Genomic DNA, 17499 nt, shown 5'->3' on the forward strand with positions numbered 1-17499 from the left:
TTAATTCAACTTTCTTCTAAAGTGTGCACTGACATTTTCGATAATAAATACTGTTACAAGTAGTGTTAAAAGTATCATGCCCACACGGTTGTAATCTCTCCAGTTAATGTTTTCGTTTATTAGAAGTCCGAGTCCGCCGGCGCCTACATAACCGAGTATGGCAGCGTATCTTACATTTCCCTCAAAGTTATAGAGTGCTGTTGAAAGATAGAAGGGTAAAATTTCTGGAACAATGGATTTGAAAAAAGCCATAGTCCTTGTAAAACCCATGGAAATCATCGCCTCAAAGGCTCCCATATTAACTGTTTCGATTTGCTCATAAGTTAACTTTCCAACATAGGAAAAGGAAAAAATAAAAATCGCAACTGTACCTGCAAAGGCACCAAGACCAAAGACATATGTTGCTATAAGTGCAGATACAAGTGTTGGGATTGTACGAAGTACTGAAAATAGTAATTTTACAATCCAATTAATTATATTATTCTTCACCATATTATGTGCAGCCAAAAATGCAAAGGGAACAGACACCACTGCACCTAAAAAAGAACCGAGGAAGGACATTTTTATAGTATCTAATAGTGGTTCTACAACTGATGAGAAGTAGGAAAAATTTGGCCTAAACATTGGAGATAATATTGTAAAAAGTTTGTGGGTATTTTTCACAAGTATGTTAAGTGAAAACCCAGTGATTTTTACAGATACCATTGTAAACAATATTAGAACAATAATTATTGGAAGAGTAAATCCAGGATATTCATAAACTTCCCTTCCTGAAGGCATAATATATTTTTTTGGTTTAAAAATTTTATAGTAGAGGTTCATATTTCCTCCATTTTTAATTCCTCAAAGGAATCTCCATAAATAGATTTTAAAATTTTGTCGTCAACATCCCTTGCTGGACCATAATAAATTATTTCGCCATCTCGGACGCCGAGAACCTTTGTGGCATATTCAAGGGCAAGTTCAACATGGTGAATGTTAAGAAGGATGGTAATTCCGAGTTTTTCATTAATCTTTTTGAAATAGTCCATTACTTGTCTTGCAGTTACAGGGTCAAGGCTGGCGACAGGTTCATCTGCTAATATAATGCTTGGATTTTGAACAAGAGTCCTCGCTAGAGCAACTCTTTGTTGTTGACCACCAGATAAATTGTCCGCCCTTTCAAAAGCTTTCTCCAAGATGTCAACTTGTTCTAGAGCTTCTAAAGCCTTCAACTTACATTTTTTTGGATAAATGCCGAGAATTGACTGAACTGGGTTTAAATCGGGGACAAAGGAAGACATTACATTTTTTATAACAGAAATTCTTTCAACTAAGTTAAAAGATTGGAAAATCATTCCGATATTTCTCCTGAATTTTCTAAGTTCCCTTCCCTTTAAACTTTTCACATCAACTCCATCCACAGTTAAAGTTCCAGAATTTATGTCGTGCATTTTATTTATAGTTCTAATAAGAGTGGATTTACCAGCTCCACTTCGCCCTATTATGGCAACAAATTCGCCATCTTTTATAGTGAGATTAATATTTTTTAGTGCCTTAAATCCACCAGGATATACTTTATCTACATTTTTAAATTCAATCATAATACTCCCCATAAAAAAGAGCTTCTATTGAAGCCCCTTCTTAATTTTTAATTCTTTAAAGCTTTGTAATAAAAATTATATTAAATACAATGCATTAGTTTTTAAGATCTTTTAAAAGTTTTTGTGCTTCTCTTTCACTATCGTAATCAGAATCTTTTGCAACTTGATAGCCTTCGTGGTTGTAAATTGAAATGATCTTTTTACCTTCGTCAGTGTTTGCAATTTCAATGAAGGAATCAGAAAGAGCTTTTTTAAAGTCGTCAGTCATAATTTCTGAGTTTTTAGAAACTGAAATTGTGTCGTTGTAAATTTTATCAGTAACGCCAATTACATTCGTTTCGTCCCAGATGGAAGCAGTTTTATTAAATTCACTTTGCCATTTTTCAGCATTATCCATTCTGACATCAGCAAAGCCAACCATTACATCAACTTGACCAGAAGCAAGTCTAGCCATAGAAGAAGGATAAGAATCAGCTTGAACAATTGAAGGAAGATCAGTCAATCCCTTTTCATAATTTTTTTGTAACCAAAGGTATGGATAGATGTAACCCGCAGAAGAAGAGGATCCCATTACAGACCATTTAGCACTTGCAAGATCTTCCCAAGTTAAATTTTCACCATTGTTTACCTTAGCTGCAAGTTCTTTACCCTTTTCAGAAGGACCAGCAATTATAAGAGCTCTGTAGAAATTAACTTGATCCTCAACTTTCTCAGTTGGTTTTTTGTCGTTCCAGTCCTTAGGATTATCAGAATCAACAGAAAGTCCATTTCTAGTTGCAGTAAGAAGAACTTCAGCACCATCGTCATAGATTGCATAAGTTCCACCAGGAATAAATCCAATGTCGACACTTCCTGCACTTAAAGCCTCACCAGTAGCTTCATAATTTGTACCAACTGTTATATCAATATTTTTGACATCGTAACCCTTTTCGGCAAGTTTAGCCTTTAAGATTTCCTTTAAAGGTTCAGTTTGAGTAACAATTTCTTCAGGTTCCCTAGAAGGAACAAATTGAATTTTTAAAGTTTCAATTGCCTTTGCGTCTCCTTCAGCCTTTGCCTCTTCCTTTTTATTACCACCACAAGCAGTAAGAGTCATTAACATTACAAGGAGTAATACTAACCACGTTTTTTTCATATAAAACCTCCGTAAATTTAATGGATAGCCATTAGTAAAATTCTATCAAATTTATTATACCAAAAAAAGGAAAAATAAATATTAAAGTAGCATAAAAAATAAAAAATATTATGAAAATTATTTTAACTTATTAAATTGAGGAGAAATACATAATTTGATATAATTTTTTTAAGGAGTGAGGAAATGAGCATAATTGTTAAAGTAGAAGAGTCAAGATTCCCAAATGTATCTAGGGCAAAATTTGAAGGAAGAAAATATGAATTTAAGGGGGGAATAGTTGGGCAAAGAGTTGAAATTAAACAAAAAGGCAAAAGATCTAAAAAAGCAAAATTATTAAATGTAATTGAAAAATCTGAAATAGAAAAGGGAACTCCATGTCCTCACTTTGAAAAATGCGGCGGCTGCACTTATCAAACGCTAAAATATGAAGATGAGCTAGAATATAAAAAAGGTTTGGTAGAAAAACTCTTTAAAGAAAAGGGAATAGAAAGAGAACTGGAAATAATCCCATCTCCAGTACATAAATTTTACAGAAACAAAATGGAATATACCTTTGGCGATGAGTACAAAGGAGGACCTCTCGCCCTTGGACTTCATGTAAAAAATAGATTTCACGAAATAATAAACACAACTGAGTGCAATATTGTAGATGCAGACTTTAATACAATTAGAAGTGAAGTTAGAAATTATTTTGAAAAAATAGGCGAAGCCCATTACAACAGAAGGAAACACGAAGGATTTTTGCGACATCTTTTAATAAGAAAGGCTACAAAAACTGGCGAGATAATGGTTTTACTTTCCACATCAACGCAAAGTGAGTTAGACAAAGAAGCTTTCATAAAATTTTTACTTGAATTAGAGCTTGATGGAGAAATCGTGAGCATTTTCCATGTAAAAAATGACGCCTTATCTGACGCAATTGTGCCAGAAGAGATAAATTTAATCTATGGCAAGGATTACATTGTAGAAGAAGTTCTTGGACTAAAATTTAAAATAAGTCCCTTCTCATTTTTTCAAACAAATACAAAATCAGCAGAAGTTTTATACAAAAGGGCACGAAAAAAAATTGACACAAAAGACAAATTAGTCTTCGACCTATATTCAGGCACAGGCACCATTACACAAGTTTTAGCAGAATCTGCAAAAAAAGTAATTGGAGTAGAAATTGTGGAAGAAGCAGTAGAGGCAGCAAGAGAAAATGCAGTCTTAAATAAAATCGACAATGTAGAATTTATAGCATCAGACGTCTTAAAAGTCTTAGATGATTTAGAAAAAAATCCAGATTTAATAGTCTTAGATCCGCCAAGAGAGGGAATAAATCCAAAGGCAATAGAAAAAATAATTGACTTTGCACCAAAAAAATTTCTATATATATCCTGCAACCCAGTTACATTAGTACGTGATATAGGAGTATTTATGGAAAGAGGATACGAAATAAAGGAATTAGAAATAGTCGACCAATTCCCAAAAACTTCTCATGTGGAGACGGTAGCGCTTTTGTCCAAACTGGATGTCAATAAGCATATAAATATTGAAATTGAGCTGGATGAGCTTGATTTGACAAGTGCTGAAAGTAAGGCAACATATGCTCAAATCAAAGAATATGTTTGGAATAAATTTGAATTAAAAGTTTCGACATTATATATTGCACAGATAAAAAAGAAATGTGGAATAGAATTACGAGAACATTACAATAAGTCTAAAAAGGAGAAACAAATTATTCCACAGTGTACACCTGAAAAAGAAGAAGCCATCATGGATGCCTTGAGACACTTCAAAATGATTGAATAGAAAGGAATGACTGCCTATGACTCTCAGCATTTAAGACATTCATGCTCGGTATAGGAAGAGCTATTATTCCTTTCTTGCAAGGTATCAATTAGAAAATAGGCTCAATATAAAGATTGATAGGATCATTTTTATATTTAAACCTTTTGTAGGACTATATTTAATAAACCAACAAAAACTGTATTTTAAAGATTTGAAGGAAGCACTTAATTATGAAGAAGCAAGTCATGTTCAAGTGTTATGAAAATAATGAAATAGATAAATTGGAGTAGCCTATTCATATATTTATATCTTTTCGAAAGGATAAAACAATGATAGAAAGTAGACCTAAGTTTGATAAAATCACATCGTTTGATGAGTTTAATAAATACTATTGGTATCATGAAGAACTTTCACAGATATGCAAGTCATTAGGATTAGAATACAGAGGTACAAAACAAGAACTCACTTATATTATTGAGCAGTACTTTAAGGGTGATGTGATTAAAAAGTCATCAATAAAAAACATAAAGAAACAAGTTGATTATATTACTTTAGATATGCCTTTACTTGAGTGTGGATTTTCCTTTAATTCAAAATTCAGAGAATATTTTTCTGTTGTAACAGGTGTTTTGCCTTTTAAATTTACTGCAGATATGGCAACGGCTTGGAGAAAAGTAAAAAGACAAAATGATTTGAGTTTTACAATTCAAGATATGCTCAAAGTTTATTATGGAAAATCAGATTATGCTAAGTATGATAATTCGGTTTGTCAATGGAATCAATTTTTAAAGGATTTTTGTGCAGACGAAAATAGTTGTAACTACTCTAATAAAATACAAGTAGCTGCAATTCTTTGGAAAGAAGTCAGAGATTCAAAAAACAAAAAAGTTTATTCACGAGAACTTATAAAAAAATATGAGGATAAAATAGAAGACTATCACAAGTAAACAGAAACTATTTTTTTGAATGAAAAAAATTAATACAGATAGATGTTAGGCGATAGAAATTAAAAACTCTATCGTCTTTTTTTATATTAAAAATTAGGAAATTAAGGGGGTTGAAAAAAATTTTTATTGGTGGTATTATTAAAACGATAAGTACACATAAGTACACTTCTGAAACAGGAGGTGCAATATCAATATTATAATAAATACCGATTCTAGCGAACCGATTTATGAACAAATCGAAAATCAGATAAAAAAACAAATTATGATTGGAGATTTGAAAACTGGAGATTCTATACCATCTATGAGAGTATTGGCTAGAAATCTTAAGGTAGCTGTAATTACAGTTCAAAAAGCTTATGAAAATTTACAAAAAGATGGATTTATTGAAACTATTCATGGCAAAGGCAGTTTTATATCAGCAAGAAATATTGAATTACAAAAAATAGAAACATATAAAGAAGTGGAAGATTTAGCAAAGAAAATTGTCAAGAGCATACAATCAAGTTCTATTTCAATAGATGATTTGATAGATTTAATAAAAAAGATATATGAGGAGGGGCAATGATGGATTCATATGAAAATAATTTAGCATTAAGGGTATCTGGATTAAATAAAAAGAATAAAACAAATGATTTTTCTTTGAAAAATATAAATATTGAAGTACCTTATGGATCTATTGTAGGAAATATAGGAAGAAATGGAGCGGGGAAAAGTACTACTATTTCTTGTATACTTGGAATGTTTCAAAAAGATGAGGGAAAAGTAGAGATATTTGGTACTGAATATTGTAATCAAATAGATATTAAAAAACACATAGGTGTTGTTTTAGATGACCCAAACTATTCATTATTATTAACACCTAATGAGATAAATGAGGTAATGAAATTTAATTATAGTAATTGGGAAGAAGATAGTTTTAAAAATTATTTGAATAGATTTAATTTACCAATAGACAAGAAGACTAAACAATTTTCTTTTGGTATGAAAAAAAAGTTATCGTTGGCTATAGCATTGTCTCACGAAACAAAACTTCTCATATTAGATGAGATTACTTCAGGTTTAGATCCAGTAAGTAGAGATGAAATCTTATGTATATTATTAGAATTCATAGAAAATCCAGAACACTCGGTTTATATATCATCACACATTACAACAGATTTGGAAAAAATAGCTGACTATATAGTTTTTATGGACGATGGTAGAGTTGTGTTGAGTGAGGAAAAGGACGAATTATTATATAATTATGGGATACTTCGTTGTAATGATACGGATTTAGAAAAAGTGGAAAAAACGGACATCATTTCATACAGGAAGGAATTTGGAAGGGTAGATATTTTAGTAAAAGATATATCGAAGATAAAGAATAAGTATAAAGAATTTGTTGTGAATAAACCAAATTTTGATGAAATGTTATTAATATTAACATGGAAGGAGGACTAATAAATGAAAGGGTTGTTGTTAGAAATATATTATAAAAACATTAAAAATATTTATATAATGAATGCGTTTTTAATTTTAGTATGGATTCTAATAAATTTATTTGCTGACATACAAATGATTGTTTTTGCGTATTTTGCAGTAGTAATCTTCGCTAATAGTTTATTGCTACTTTTATCTCAAAGAAAAGATTATGATTTAAAATTATATAAATATGAATTCATGCTACCAATAAAAAGTAAAAATATAATACTATCAAAATATGTAAGTCAAGTAGTTATTATTCTCTTCTCTATATTGATGTTGATTATTTTGAATTATATATCAATTTATCTAGGTAAGCATTATTTTGATTATGGATCTTCAGACTTAATATCTTTGTTAAATGTTCTATTAGGTCTTATATTACAATTAGTATCAATCTTCTACTTAGCCATGTACTTTATTGATTTAGAGAAAGGTGATTTGTGGATGGTTTTAGGCTTGATTGGGTCTATAATGCTAGTATCAATAGAAATATTTACATTAAATAGGCTTGGATTTTCTAAGTCAGGTGGGAATATTGTACTTTGTATAATATACTTGGTAATATTTTCAATGTCTTTTGCATTGAACTCAAAGAAAATGGAAAATTTGAAATTAGACATTTAGGATAAATGATAGATATAGAATTAATAAGTGTAATAAGTAATTATAATATGATTCAGATCTGCTAGGATTAGAATATAGTATTGTAGTATGGAGATAAAAACTTATTAAATTAGAAAAATATTAAAAAATGGATATCTTAGGCGATAGAAATTAAAAATTCTATCGCCTTTTTAGTACCATAAATAGTGTAAGAAAGGAGTTTTGCATGAAAAAATTAGAACAAATAAGACAAGAATCAAAAAACATAAAAGATAAAATTGATCATACAGAAGAAAGATTAAGACAACTAAAAAATCAAGAAAAGAAGATATTAAAACAAGACATAGTGAAAAAAAGAAAAGAAAGAACTCATAGGCTAATAACAAGAGGAGCAATATTAGAAAGCCTTATAGAAAATGCAGAAGAACTAACAGATGAAGAAATAAAAATCCTACTAGAAGAAGCAACAAAGACAAAAGAATTTAAAGAAACACTAAGAATAATGAGAGAAAATTAAGAAAAATAAAATAACCAAATCTCCCTTAGATTTTCTAAGGGCGCAATTATACACCCTAAAGGGTGCTTGCGTGCCTTTGGAGCCAAACCCTTGCAGGGAGCAACAACCATTCGCTTTTTAAAAGTCAATGGTAAATAAACTCGCTAACGCTCGCCCTTGACTTTTAAAATTTGAAATGAACAAAACAATTAAGCCGACATACTGAAACAACAAAAATTAATTCAGTAGTCGGCTTTTTTAATTCTATCATTTCAAAACGCTCATTCACAAAGTGGTTATAGAAAATCTTCTAAGCCTCCGCCTAAAACAACAAAGAAAGAAAGGAAGTGATAAAAATGGCAGACAGTTTTCATTTTTCAGTAAACATAATATCAAGAGGAAAAGGCAAAAGTGCAGTAGCAAGTGCAGCATATATAAGTGGAGAAAAAATAAAAAATGAATGGGACGGAGTAACCCATGACTACACCAAAAAACAAGGAGTAATTAGCAAAGAAATATTTTTACCAGATCACGCACCAAAAGAATATAAAGACCGAAAAACATTGTGGAACTCGGTAGAACTATTTGAGAAAAACTCTAATGCCCAACTTGCAAGAAACTTTATCATATCCCTACCAAAAGAGTTAAATATAGAAGAAAATAAAAAGATGATAGAAGAATATATAAAAACCAACTTTGTAAAAGAGGGAATGATAGTAGACCTAGCAATCCATGATGAAAGTAGAGAGGGAAATCAAAACATTCATGCTCATATAATGACCATAGTAAGACCAATAAATGAAGATGGAACATGGGGGCAAAAAAGTAAAAAAGAATATATCCTAGATGAAAAAGGAGAAAAAGTATTAAACAAAAATGGAAAACCTAAGACAAGAAAAGTAGAACTAACAAGCTGGAATGATAAAGGCAATGTAGAAAAATGGAGAGAAAATTTTTCAGATCTTTGTAACAAATATTTAGAAAGAGCAGGAGCAGAAAAAAGAGTAGACCATAGGAGTTTTAAAAGACAAGGCATAAAACAAATACCAACAATACATCTAGGAGCAAGTGCTAGTGCAATGGAAAGAAAAGGAATAAGAACGGAAAAAGGAGATATAAATCGTGAAATAAAAAAACAAAATGAACTATTAAAAAACATAGGCAATGAAATAAAGAAAATAACATCATGGTTAGCAGGCTTTAAAGATAAGCTAAAAGAATCATATAGGGAATATAAAGACCAAAGTAAAAAGCAAATCGAAAATGAATCAGGACTCTTTAACCTCTATGAATATTTAAGCTTTTATCAAGAAATGCAAGAAAATAATAGAGGTGGATTATCATTTTATGGGAAAAGAAACAAGGCAATCTATGATCTAAAAAGATATGCAAGTGGAATAAATTATTTAAGAGAAAACAAAATAAAAACCATATCAGACCTACAAGGACATATAAACATCCTAAGAAGTAAAAACTCTGAAATATATAAGACCATAAAAGAAAACAGTCAAAAGATAGAAGACCTTAATAAGTGTTTAGCCTATGCAAAGACTGTAAGAAAAACAAAAGCAACCTATCAAGAGTATGAAAACAAGAAAATATTCAAAGAAAGCTTCTACAAGAATAACCAAAAGGAAATAGACCAACATATAAGGGCAAGAACCTTAATTGAAAAAATCAGTGGAAAGAAAAAATTAAGAGAAAAAGAATGGCTAGGTGAAATTAAAAACTTAGAAGATGAAATCAGTAAATTAAATACAGAATCAGAAAAGATAAGGGAAAGATACAAGGAAATAAACCATATTAAATATGCAGTAGAAGTAGTGAATAAAGAATATAGTATCGACCTATCCATAGAAATTGACAAGGCAATCAAGAGAGGAGAAAAAGAAAGTATCATAGAAAAGATAAAAGAGTATAAGCAAGATAGTGATAAGTTTAATAAAAAAAGACAAATGACTAAAGACTATTACAAAAATCAAGAAAGATAAGACCTGGTAAAAATATCTTATCCAAGCTATAATATGACCAAGAAAATAAAGGCAGATCTAGGAGGTAATAGAGATGAATAAAAGGCAAGAGCTAATAGATGAACTCACAAAAGCAAATGAAGATAACAAACTTAAAAGTAGAGGTTGCTTTAAATATGAATTGTAGGGAAATTAGTCTTTTCACGGTTATTAGATAAAGAGTGAGGCATCAAAAGATAGAAAAATCTTGCGAAATTTGGTATAATCAAATAAAGAAATCATTCCAAATTAGAGTGCTTTTGATAGATTAGGATAAGTATGCATGAAAGAATACATTTGGCTCTTCCCTATTATTTTTATTTTTCATGATATGGAAGAAATCATAGGTGCTAAAGTATGGCTAAATAAAAATTCAGATTTAATCAACCATAAATATCCAAGACTTCATAAAATGTCAAAAGATTTTAGTACAGAAGGTTTCGCATTTGCGGTTTTTGAGGAGTTGATTGTTTGTATCATTCTTTGCATTGCAACGAGTCTTATAAATAATTCGCTTGTATGGGGAATATGGTTGGGAGCGTTTATAGCGTGTACCGTCCATTTTGTGGTTCATATCATACAGGCAATCATTTTTAGAAAATATATCCCTGCTGTTATAACAAGCATTATTTCTATGCCTCCAAGTGTTTGGATTATCTTAAAAGTATTGGATTATTTTTCTGATTATCTATCAGAAATGTATGCTTTTATGGTAATTGGGTTTATAATCGTTTTTGTGAATTTGATTTTTGCTCACAAGCTGATGGGAGTTTTTACGAGGTATATCAATAAAAATGGGGATTAGTAAAAAGTGAGGTCAATATAAAAATTGCTTTTTTGGACAGAGATGGAACATACAAAACATATAAAAGCACAGAAGAAATAAGAGCAATGAACAATGAAGAAGTGCAGATTATATATTCCAACATGAAAAACTATCTATCAGATAAAAGAACACACATAAACTACTAAAGGTGGAAAGGCATTGTAAGCTATTTTAAAGTATAAAAGGTACAAATACCTAAGTAAGCTATAAAAACATCAAAAATAAGCATTCCACCACCAAGAACAACCAAATAAAAACAATCAAAGGGAAGTATAGAAAAATTAAAGTCTATACTTCCCTTTTTTAATTCAAACAAAGGAGATAAAACATGATAAACGAAGAAATAAGCAAAGAAGCAGGGCAAGCAGCACAAACCATAATAACATACACAATAAAGGCAGCAAAAGAATCAATCAACTTAGACAAAGAAATAAGAAAAAAGATGAATGAAACTTTAGAAAAAGCAAACGGAAACCTAAAAAGTCTTATGGGCGATGAAATGAAAATAAAAGACCTCTACAAGAAAGGACAACTAGAAAATATAAGCATAGATCAAAGCGACCTCAAAGACTTAAAAAAAGAACTAAAAAAACTTGGAGTAAGTTTCTCAGTAATGAAAAACAAAGAAAGTAAAAACTATGAAGTATTTTTTCAAGCTAAAGACATAAAAGTAATGGAATATGCCTTTAAGCAAGTTATAGCAAAAGAAAATAAAAAAGAAAAAGAAAGTATCCTAAAACAAATAAAGAAATACAAAGACCTATCCAAGAACAAGGATAAGACAAAAGAAAAAGTCAAAAGGAAAGTAAAAGAAAAAGTAAAACCAAATAAAAAAGATATGACCAGAGAAATCTAAGGGAGTAACGAAAAGTTACACCCTTAAATAACCACAATAACAAGACTTCCGAAAAGAAGAAGTCCAGAATTCCGAAAATCGGAAATCAAGAATTTCGATTATCGAAAATCAAGAAAGTAGCAGATATGGCAGCAAACAAAAGATATTATTGGATAAAATTGAAAGAAGAATTTTTCACAGACAAAATAAACAGAGGACATTGTCCTTAATGAGTCCAACCCATGTCCGACAAGAGATAGAGAAAGATATAGAGATAGATAAAGAGAGAGAGGGAGAGATAGAAAAAATTTAACATTTTTGGTATAATCACATTAATTAAACTAAATGTGTAATGATAAAATGAGCTTGTTTACCGTAAGCTGATTATGATAAAAAGATGTAAACTTCCACTATTGGTGCAAAAAACAGAATAAAATAAAAAATTAGATTGGAGTGATGAGAATGGATAAAAAAGATTTAGCTATTGTAGGAGATAGTGAATATATAAAAATGCTTGAGAAAATAAAAAAATCATATACAAGCAGGCAACTTAAAGCAGCAGTTTCGGTCAATTCTGAAATGCTAAAGTTTTATTATAGTTTAGGTGAAGAAATTATTAGCTTAAAGGCAGAAAGCAGATGGGGAAGCGGATTCTATAAAAAATTAAGTTCGGATTTAAAAAATGAAATTCCAAATGTCAAAGGATTTTCTGTTACTAATTTAAAATATATGAAAAAATTTTATGAAATGTATTCGCCATTAAATCGTCCACAGCTTGTGGACGATTTACAAATATCTAAAGTCGGTGGAGATTTTAATATGATTTTTAGTATCCCATGGGGACATCAAAGATATATTATGGATAGATGTGAGGGAAATTTGAATAAAGCATTTTTCTTTATATCTAAAACATTAGAAAATAGCTGGAGTAGAGCTGTGCTTTTAAATTTCTTGGATACATATCTATTTGAGAGACAAGGAAAAGCAATAACAAATTTCACAAATAATTTGCCTGCTACACAAAGTGATTTAGCCAATGAAATGACGAGAGATCCGTATAATTTTGACTTTATATCTATAAGGCAAAATTATGATGAAAAAGAATTGAAAGACGCTTTGATGGATAATATTCAAAAATTCTTATTGGAGCTAGGAACAGGCTTTTCGTTCGTGGGCAGAGAATATCGACTTGTAGTTGGAAATTCAGAAGAATTTATTGATATGTTATTCTACAACATTAAGCTACATTGCTATGTAGTTGTGGAGGTTAAAATTTCCGCATTTAAACCTGCGGATATAGGACAACTTGGAACCTATGTAACATCTGTAAACCATATATTAAAGGGAGATGGGGATAATCAAACAATAGGTCTTTTAATCTGTAAGACAAAGGATAATGTATTGGCAAAATATGCTTCTGAAAGCTCAAGAGAGCCTATTGGAATTTCAGAATATCATCTACAAAACTTAATTCCTGAAAGTTTAAAGGGAGCATTACCAACCATAGAAGAAATTGAAAACGAACTAAAATAAATTTTAAAAACATAATAAATGTACAAAAGGCGGTAGAAGTAAAAACTATCGTCTTTTTTATTTAAAGAAAGGTAGGAGAGCATGGCAGATAAAAGAATGTTTTCATTAAAGATAGTAGATAGCGACTTATTTTTGGATATGCCACTAAGTAGTCAATGCCTATATTTTCATCTATCAATGAGGGCAGATGATGATGGTTTTGTAAATAATCCTAAGAAAATCATCAAGATTATCGGAGCAAATGAAGATGACCTGAAAATACTTATTGCCAAAGGCTTTGTAATAGTCTTTGATCAGGGAATTATCGTCATTACTCATTGGAAGATAAATAACTATATTAGAAAAGACAGATATAAGCCAACAATGTATATAGAGCAGAAACAACAGCTTTATCAGACGGAAAATGGAGCATATATTTCAGAAGAAAAAGTTGGTTGTCATCTGGTTAACCAAAGGTTGTCAAGTGGTCAACCCAGTATAGATAAGGGTAGATTAGATAAGGTTAGTATAGATAAGGGGAGAGAAGAACAGTCCACCCCCATATTCTATGGAGAATTCAAAAATGTAAGGTTAAGCAAAGAAGAATATAAAAATTTAAAAGAAAAATTAAACTCACACACAGAAATAATGATAAATAAACTATCAAGATACATGGAAAGCAGTGGTAAGACCTATCAAAACCACTATGCGACAATCTTAAAATGGTATGAAGAAGATAAAGAAAAACTAACACAGAAAGGTTTAAATAAAAAAATGAACTATGATGTAGGAGAATCTTTATAGATAAAAAGAGGTGGAAAGCCACTATTAAAGACTTTAAGTCTAAAAAGGTATAAAAGTATGCCAGAGATAATAAAAATGTAAATATGACACTTAAAAGGCGATTAGAAAATTAAAGAAATGTTAGAAGACTTTTAGATGACAGTTACCAAGAGGGTCTAATTTTCACTGCAACTTATGCATTGGGAATTGGACCTTTTTACATAAGCAAATTCTATTTCAAAATTGGTTACCAAGAAAGACTTCTTTTCACTGTTAAGTATAAGAGGGTAATTTTAAAGAATTTTGTTTCATCAAGATAAGTATTTTCTGATGATCATATTTTAAAAAGATTAATAACTCTCGATAAATTTTGAACCTTAATAATTGAATAGACCAAGACAAGACGTTAATTATTTTTGGAGCGTAATAACCTATCCGTCAAGATCTTTCTGCTGAATAATTCGGCATAATAAGTACTGCTAAGCTAAAAGCAAGGGAAGAAGAAAGAGAGCGATAAGTAAGAGTTTGAATATAGGGAGGGATACCCTATCCGCTATGAAGAAAATGAGGATAATGATACTTCTAAGGTTGAAGCTGGCTCATCCGGAATAGAGGCGGAGGTGAGATTCCTATGTTGCTAATCCAAAGCACTTGTCAATGTCGTAAAACTTAATTAAACAAATAATTATTAGATATAAAACTTTAGAGAGAGGAGGTATATATTGGACAATGACTGGAATGGATTGGCTGATTTAATAGCAAATCTGATTGCAAAATATGCTGGTGTTTTAGATTTAGATAATCTGCCCGATCCAACGCCAGCAAAAAATCAAGAGATGAAAAATAGTTTTGACATGGCAAAAACACAAATTGAGACGGACTAATAAAAGTGTTATAATATACTTGAAATGATAGTCCAAACTTAAATTCGAAAAATTATATATGATATAGAAAAATTATATTGAGGTTAATGCTATGTTAAAAGAAAAAATAAAAGTATACCTCTATACACGAGTATCTACGTCAATACAGATAGAGGGGTATTCGTTAGAGGCACAAAAATCACGAATGAAAGCTTTTGCTATTTACAACAATTACGAAATTGTCGGAGAGTATGAAGATGCCGGAAAGTCTGGCAAGTCTATTGAAGGTAGAAAACAGTTCAATAGAATGATGGAAGATATAAAATCTGGAAAAGATGGAGTATCTTTTGTTCTTGTGTTTAAGTTATCAAGATTTGCAAGAAATGCAGCTGATGTTCTTTCTACACTTCAGATAATGCAGGATTATGGAGTTAATCTTATCTGTGTTGAAGATGGCATTGATTCATCTAAAGATGCTGGGAAACTAATGATTTCTGTTTTATCAGCTGTGGCTGAAATAGAAAGAGAAAACATTCGTATTCAAACAATGGAAGGTCGAATTCAAAAAGCAAGGGAAGGAAAATGGAATGGTGGCTTTGCTCCGTATGGATATAAACTTGAAGATGGCAAACTGTTTATAAATGAGGAAGAGGCAGTTGCCATAAGAACGATTTTCGACCAGTATGTAAATACTACGATAGGAGCCAATGGGCTATCTAAATACTTAGAGAATCATGGAATTAGAAAAATCCCAAGACAGAATGGTAAAAATCCTTTGTTTGATGCAGGTCTTATAAGAAAGATATTAAAGAATCCTGTATATAATGGGAAAATAGCATTTGGAAGAAGAACTTTAGAAAAAGTTCATGGTACAAGAAATGAATATAAGCAGGTTGAACAAGATGAATATCTAATATCAGAAGGAATACATGAAGCTATAGTTTCCGACGAAGTTTGGCAAGCTGCTCAGGTTAAGCTAAAATCTCAAGCAAAGAAATATGAGCATGTGAATAAAGGAAAAGATACACGCACACACTTGCTTTCTGGTATTGTAAAATGCCCTATATGTGGAGCGGGAATGTTTGGAAACAAGTGTACCAAGAAAAAGAAAGATGGCACAAAGTATAAAGATTTTTATTACTATGGTTGTAAACATAGGCAGATGATAAGAGGTCATAAGTGTACATTCCGTAAGCAAATTAGAGAAGAATTGTTAGATGATGCTGTTGCAGAGGTGATTGTCAAGATTGTAAGTAATCCGAAATTTGCTTCTATGATGCAAGAAAAAATCAACATGAAGGTGGACACCTCTGAAATAGAAAAAGAAATAGATAATTACCAAAAGGAATTGAGGAAGAGTCATTCTACAAAGTTTAAGCTAATTGAGGAAATAGATAATTTAGATGTTGAAGATAAGCATTATAAGAGAAGAAAACAGGATTTAGACGATAGACTTTATCGCATGTATGACAAAATAGATGAATTAGAATCATCACTAATTGATGCGAAAGCAAAGAAACAGACTATTGAAGCTGAAAAACTCACAGGAGATAACATATATAAGGTTCTGATCTATTTTGATAAACTCTATAAAGTCATGAATGATGTAGAGCGTAGGCAGTTAATTACAGCTTTGATTTCTGAAATTCAAGTTTATGAAGAAAAACAACCTAACGGACAATGGCTAAAATCGATTACTTTCAAGCTCCCAATTATAGATGATGACTTGAATATAAGTATGGACAATAATGAACAAGTTGAGACTATAGCGTTGATACAAAAGATATAAATTTAGAAATCCTGCATTTTAAGCAGTTTTATAAGCATTTTGTATTCGATAAAGATGAGGAAGGATACGTCAAAAAAACTCAAAAAAACTATATGGACGTAAGAGTAGTTTTGCAACTGGTATGAGGAAACACAAAAATATATTTAACTCATTTTGTACTTTCTACAAGAGTAGCTTAAAAGGCTGCTCTTTTTTTTGAAGGGAGTAAGGATTCGTTATATATGTTATATAAAATGTAAAACCATTGGATAATGACAATGTATTGACGTTGTACGAATAAACCTATATAATTATCCTAAAGGAGATGATGAAATGGCTACAACGAATTTGAATATAAGAACAGATAAAGAAATAAAAGAGGCAGCAGAAAAAATCTACTCCAGTTTAGGCTTAAATATGACTACAGCAATCAATATGTTTTTAAGGGCAAGCATTAGAGAAAGTGGTATTCCTTTTGATTTAAAACTTGATATTCCAAATGATGGAACTATAAAAGCTATAGAAGAAGGAAGAATGATAGCAAAAGATAAGAAGGTCAGAGCTTACGATAATATGGATGATTTGAGGAAATCCCTTGAAGTATAAAATAAAGTTTACAAGTAGATTTAAAAAACCTAAAGTAGGCTAAAAAGCAAGGAAAAGATATTGAAATGCTCTTTGATATTATTGAGAAGATAGCAAAAGATGAAACTCTTGATGAAAGATATAGGGAACTTTCATTAACCGGAAATTACAAAGGGACTCGAGAATGTCATATAGAGCCAGATTTTTTGTTAATATATGAAAAAATAGAAGAGGTTTTAATATTATCATTAGTAAGAACAGGCTCACACTCAGATATATTTAAGTAAAATAACACGAATGAGAGACTTCTATGACTAATA

21 protein-coding genes are annotated in these 17499 nt (G+C 30.7%); 17 read left to right on the forward strand and 4 right to left on the reverse strand.

The features are described from left to right. The 3 genes from phnE to BIV18_RS07300 all read right to left on the reverse strand — a co-directional run bounded on the left by phnE (window position 1) and on the right by BIV18_RS07300 (window position 2718). Window positions 1–822, reverse strand: a complete 822-nt coding sequence (gene phnE / locus BIV18_RS07290; protein WP_075659972.1) for a phosphonate ABC transporter, permease protein PhnE — start codon at window positions 820–822, stop codon at window positions 1–3. After that, entirely contained in the window at window positions 819–1583 is a 765-nt protein-coding gene (gene phnC / locus BIV18_RS07295) for a phosphonate ABC transporter ATP-binding protein (RefSeq protein ID WP_075659973.1), read from the reverse strand. Before phnC ends, phnE begins: the two co-directional genes overlap by 4 nt. A gap of 94 nt (window positions 1584–1677) precedes the next feature. After that, window positions 1678–2718, reverse strand: coding sequence for a phosphate/phosphite/phosphonate ABC transporter substrate-binding protein (locus tag BIV18_RS07300; RefSeq protein WP_075659974.1), 1041 nt, complete (start codon window positions 2716–2718; stop codon window positions 1678–1680). A 183-nt stretch (window positions 2719–2901) separates the two neighbouring features. Between BIV18_RS07300 and rlmD the strand changes: the two genes are divergently transcribed. From rlmD to BIV18_RS07370, 16 genes are all read left to right on the forward strand, one after another. Beyond that, entirely contained in the window at window positions 2902–4509 is a 1608-nt protein-coding gene (rlmD, locus tag BIV18_RS07305) for a 23S rRNA (uracil(1939)-C(5))-methyltransferase RlmD (protein ID WP_075659975.1), read from the forward strand. 308 nt (window positions 4510–4817) lie between these two features. Next, window positions 4818–5435, forward strand: coding sequence for an SAP domain-containing protein (locus BIV18_RS07310; RefSeq protein ID WP_075659976.1), 618 nt, complete (start codon window positions 4818–4820; stop codon window positions 5433–5435). A 235-nt stretch (window positions 5436–5670) separates the two neighbouring features. Continuing rightward, window positions 5671–6000: a GntR family transcriptional regulator gene (locus BIV18_RS07315; RefSeq protein WP_268875190.1), complete on the forward strand. Its 330-nt coding sequence runs from the start codon at window positions 5671–5673 to the stop codon at window positions 5998–6000. After that, window positions 5997–6875 carry an ABC transporter ATP-binding protein gene (locus BIV18_RS07320; protein ID WP_075659978.1) on the forward strand — a complete coding sequence of 293 codons (879 nt, stop codon included), beginning with the start codon at window positions 5997–5999 and terminating at the stop codon, window positions 6873–6875. Before BIV18_RS07315 ends, BIV18_RS07320 begins: the two co-directional genes overlap by 4 nt. 3 nt (window positions 6876–6878) lie before the next feature. Next, window positions 6879–7523, forward strand: a complete 645-nt coding sequence (locus BIV18_RS07325; protein ID WP_075659979.1) for an ABC-2 transporter permease — start codon at window positions 6879–6881, stop codon at window positions 7521–7523. A 205-nt stretch (window positions 7524–7728) separates the two neighbouring features. Next, a complete protein-coding gene (locus BIV18_RS07330; RefSeq protein ID WP_075659980.1) occupies window positions 7729–8019 on the forward strand; it encodes a DUF3847 domain-containing protein in 291 nt (96 codons plus the stop codon). A gap of 335 nt (window positions 8020–8354) precedes the next feature. Continuing rightward, complete coding sequence (gene mobQ, locus BIV18_RS07335; protein WP_075659981.1) at window positions 8355–9989, forward strand: MobQ family relaxase; 1635 nt, start codon at window positions 8355–8357, stop codon at window positions 9987–9989. A 301-nt stretch (window positions 9990–10290) separates the two neighbouring features. Further along, window positions 10291–10812, forward strand: coding sequence for an HXXEE domain-containing protein (locus BIV18_RS07340; RefSeq protein WP_075659982.1), 522 nt, complete (start codon window positions 10291–10293; stop codon window positions 10810–10812). Window positions 10813–10844: 32 nt separating this feature from the next. Continuing rightward, a complete protein-coding gene (locus tag BIV18_RS11285) occupies window positions 10845–10979 on the forward strand; it encodes a hypothetical protein (protein ID WP_268875152.1) in 135 nt (44 codons plus the stop codon). Between the two features lie 182 nt (window positions 10980–11161). Beyond that, window positions 11162–11689, forward strand: coding sequence for a DUF3801 domain-containing protein (locus BIV18_RS07345; RefSeq protein ID WP_075659983.1), 528 nt, complete (start codon window positions 11162–11164; stop codon window positions 11687–11689). Between the two features lie 148 nt (window positions 11690–11837). Next, the gene (locus tag BIV18_RS07350) at window positions 11838–11981 is read left to right on the forward strand and encodes a hypothetical protein (RefSeq protein WP_235860813.1); all 144 of its coding nucleotides are present in this window, start codon (window positions 11838–11840) and stop codon (window positions 11979–11981) included. Between the two features lie 149 nt (window positions 11982–12130). Continuing rightward, window positions 12131–13201, forward strand: coding sequence for a PDDEXK nuclease domain-containing protein (locus tag BIV18_RS07355; RefSeq protein WP_075659984.1), 1071 nt, complete (start codon window positions 12131–12133; stop codon window positions 13199–13201). A gap of 81 nt (window positions 13202–13282) precedes the next feature. Next, window positions 13283–13984 (forward strand): replisome organizer, encoded by a 702-nt coding sequence (locus tag BIV18_RS07360; RefSeq protein WP_075659985.1) that lies wholly within the window; start codon window positions 13283–13285, stop codon window positions 13982–13984. 701 nt (window positions 13985–14685) lie between these two features. Continuing rightward, a complete protein-coding gene (locus tag BIV18_RS10535; protein ID WP_142956343.1) occupies window positions 14686–14847 on the forward strand; it encodes a hypothetical protein in 162 nt (53 codons plus the stop codon). Between the two features lie 91 nt (window positions 14848–14938). Then, window positions 14939–16615: a recombinase family protein gene (locus BIV18_RS07365; RefSeq protein WP_075659986.1), complete on the forward strand. Its 1677-nt coding sequence runs from the start codon at window positions 14939–14941 to the stop codon at window positions 16613–16615. Between the two features lie 312 nt (window positions 16616–16927). Next, a complete protein-coding gene (locus BIV18_RS07370) occupies window positions 16928–17200 on the forward strand; it encodes a type II toxin-antitoxin system RelB/DinJ family antitoxin (RefSeq protein WP_075659987.1) in 273 nt (90 codons plus the stop codon). A 29-nt stretch (window positions 17201–17229) separates the two neighbouring features. On the opposite strand, the gene BIV18_RS11450 is transcribed toward BIV18_RS07370, so the two are convergent. Continuing rightward, window positions 17230–17277: a hypothetical protein gene (locus tag BIV18_RS11450; protein ID WP_416351111.1), complete on the reverse strand. Its 48-nt coding sequence runs from the start codon at window positions 17275–17277 to the stop codon at window positions 17230–17232. On the opposite strand from BIV18_RS11450, the gene BIV18_RS07375 reads away from it, so the two are divergent. Then, on the forward strand, window positions 17266–17466 hold the full coding sequence (locus BIV18_RS07375; RefSeq protein WP_416351107.1) for a type II toxin-antitoxin system YafQ family toxin: 201 nt from the start codon (window positions 17266–17268) through the stop codon (window positions 17464–17466). The two genes, BIV18_RS11450 and BIV18_RS07375, sit on opposite strands and share 12 nt — an antisense overlap. Window positions 17467–17499: the final 33 nt, after the last annotated feature.

This window comes from Peptoniphilus grossensis, assembly GCF_001940285.1.
Lineage (GTDB): Bacteria > Bacillota > Clostridia > Tissierellales > Peptoniphilaceae > Peptoniphilus_A > Peptoniphilus_A faecalis.

What these genes read in the sequence shown, in the direction of transcription:
- rlmD (WP_075659975.1), top strand. Translation starts at nt 2,902, where the DNA reads ATGAGCATAATTGTTAAAGTAGAAGAGTCAAGATTCCCAAATGTATCT.
- BIV18_RS07325 (WP_075659979.1), top strand. Translation starts at nt 6,879, where the DNA reads ATGAAAGGGTTGTTGTTAGAAATATATTATAAAAACATTAAAAATATT.
- BIV18_RS07320 (WP_075659978.1), top strand. Translation starts at nt 5,997, where the DNA reads ATGATGGATTCATATGAAAATAATTTAGCATTAAGGGTATCTGGATTA.
- BIV18_RS07355 (WP_075659984.1), top strand. Translation starts at nt 12,131, where the DNA reads ATGGATAAAAAAGATTTAGCTATTGTAGGAGATAGTGAATATATAAAA.
- BIV18_RS07310 (WP_075659976.1), top strand. Translation starts at nt 4,818, where the DNA reads ATGATAGAAAGTAGACCTAAGTTTGATAAAATCACATCGTTTGATGAG.
- BIV18_RS07340 (WP_075659982.1), top strand. Translation starts at nt 10,291, where the DNA reads ATGAAAGAATACATTTGGCTCTTCCCTATTATTTTTATTTTTCATGAT.
- BIV18_RS07370 (WP_075659987.1), top strand. Translation starts at nt 16,928, where the DNA reads ATGGCTACAACGAATTTGAATATAAGAACAGATAAAGAAATAAAAGAG.
- mobQ (WP_075659981.1), top strand. Translation starts at nt 8,355, where the DNA reads ATGGCAGACAGTTTTCATTTTTCAGTAAACATAATATCAAGAGGAAAA.
- BIV18_RS07300 (WP_075659974.1), bottom strand. Translation starts at nt 2,718, where the DNA reads ATGAAAAAAACGTGGTTAGTATTACTCCTTGTAATGTTAATGACTCTT.
- BIV18_RS07360 (WP_075659985.1), top strand. Translation starts at nt 13,283, where the DNA reads ATGGCAGATAAAAGAATGTTTTCATTAAAGATAGTAGATAGCGACTTA.
- BIV18_RS07330 (WP_075659980.1), top strand. Translation starts at nt 7,729, where the DNA reads ATGAAAAAATTAGAACAAATAAGACAAGAATCAAAAAACATAAAAGAT.
- phnE (WP_075659972.1), bottom strand. Translation starts at nt 822, where the DNA reads ATGAACCTCTACTATAAAATTTTTAAACCAAAAAAATATATTATGCCT.
- BIV18_RS07365 (WP_075659986.1), top strand. Translation starts at nt 14,939, where the DNA reads ATGTTAAAAGAAAAAATAAAAGTATACCTCTATACACGAGTATCTACG.
- phnC (WP_075659973.1), bottom strand. Translation starts at nt 1,583, where the DNA reads ATGATTGAATTTAAAAATGTAGATAAAGTATATCCTGGTGGATTTAAG.
- BIV18_RS07345 (WP_075659983.1), top strand. Translation starts at nt 11,162, where the DNA reads ATGATAAACGAAGAAATAAGCAAAGAAGCAGGGCAAGCAGCACAAACC.
- BIV18_RS07375 (WP_416351107.1), top strand. Translation starts at nt 17,266, where the DNA reads ATGCTCTTTGATATTATTGAGAAGATAGCAAAAGATGAAACTCTTGAT.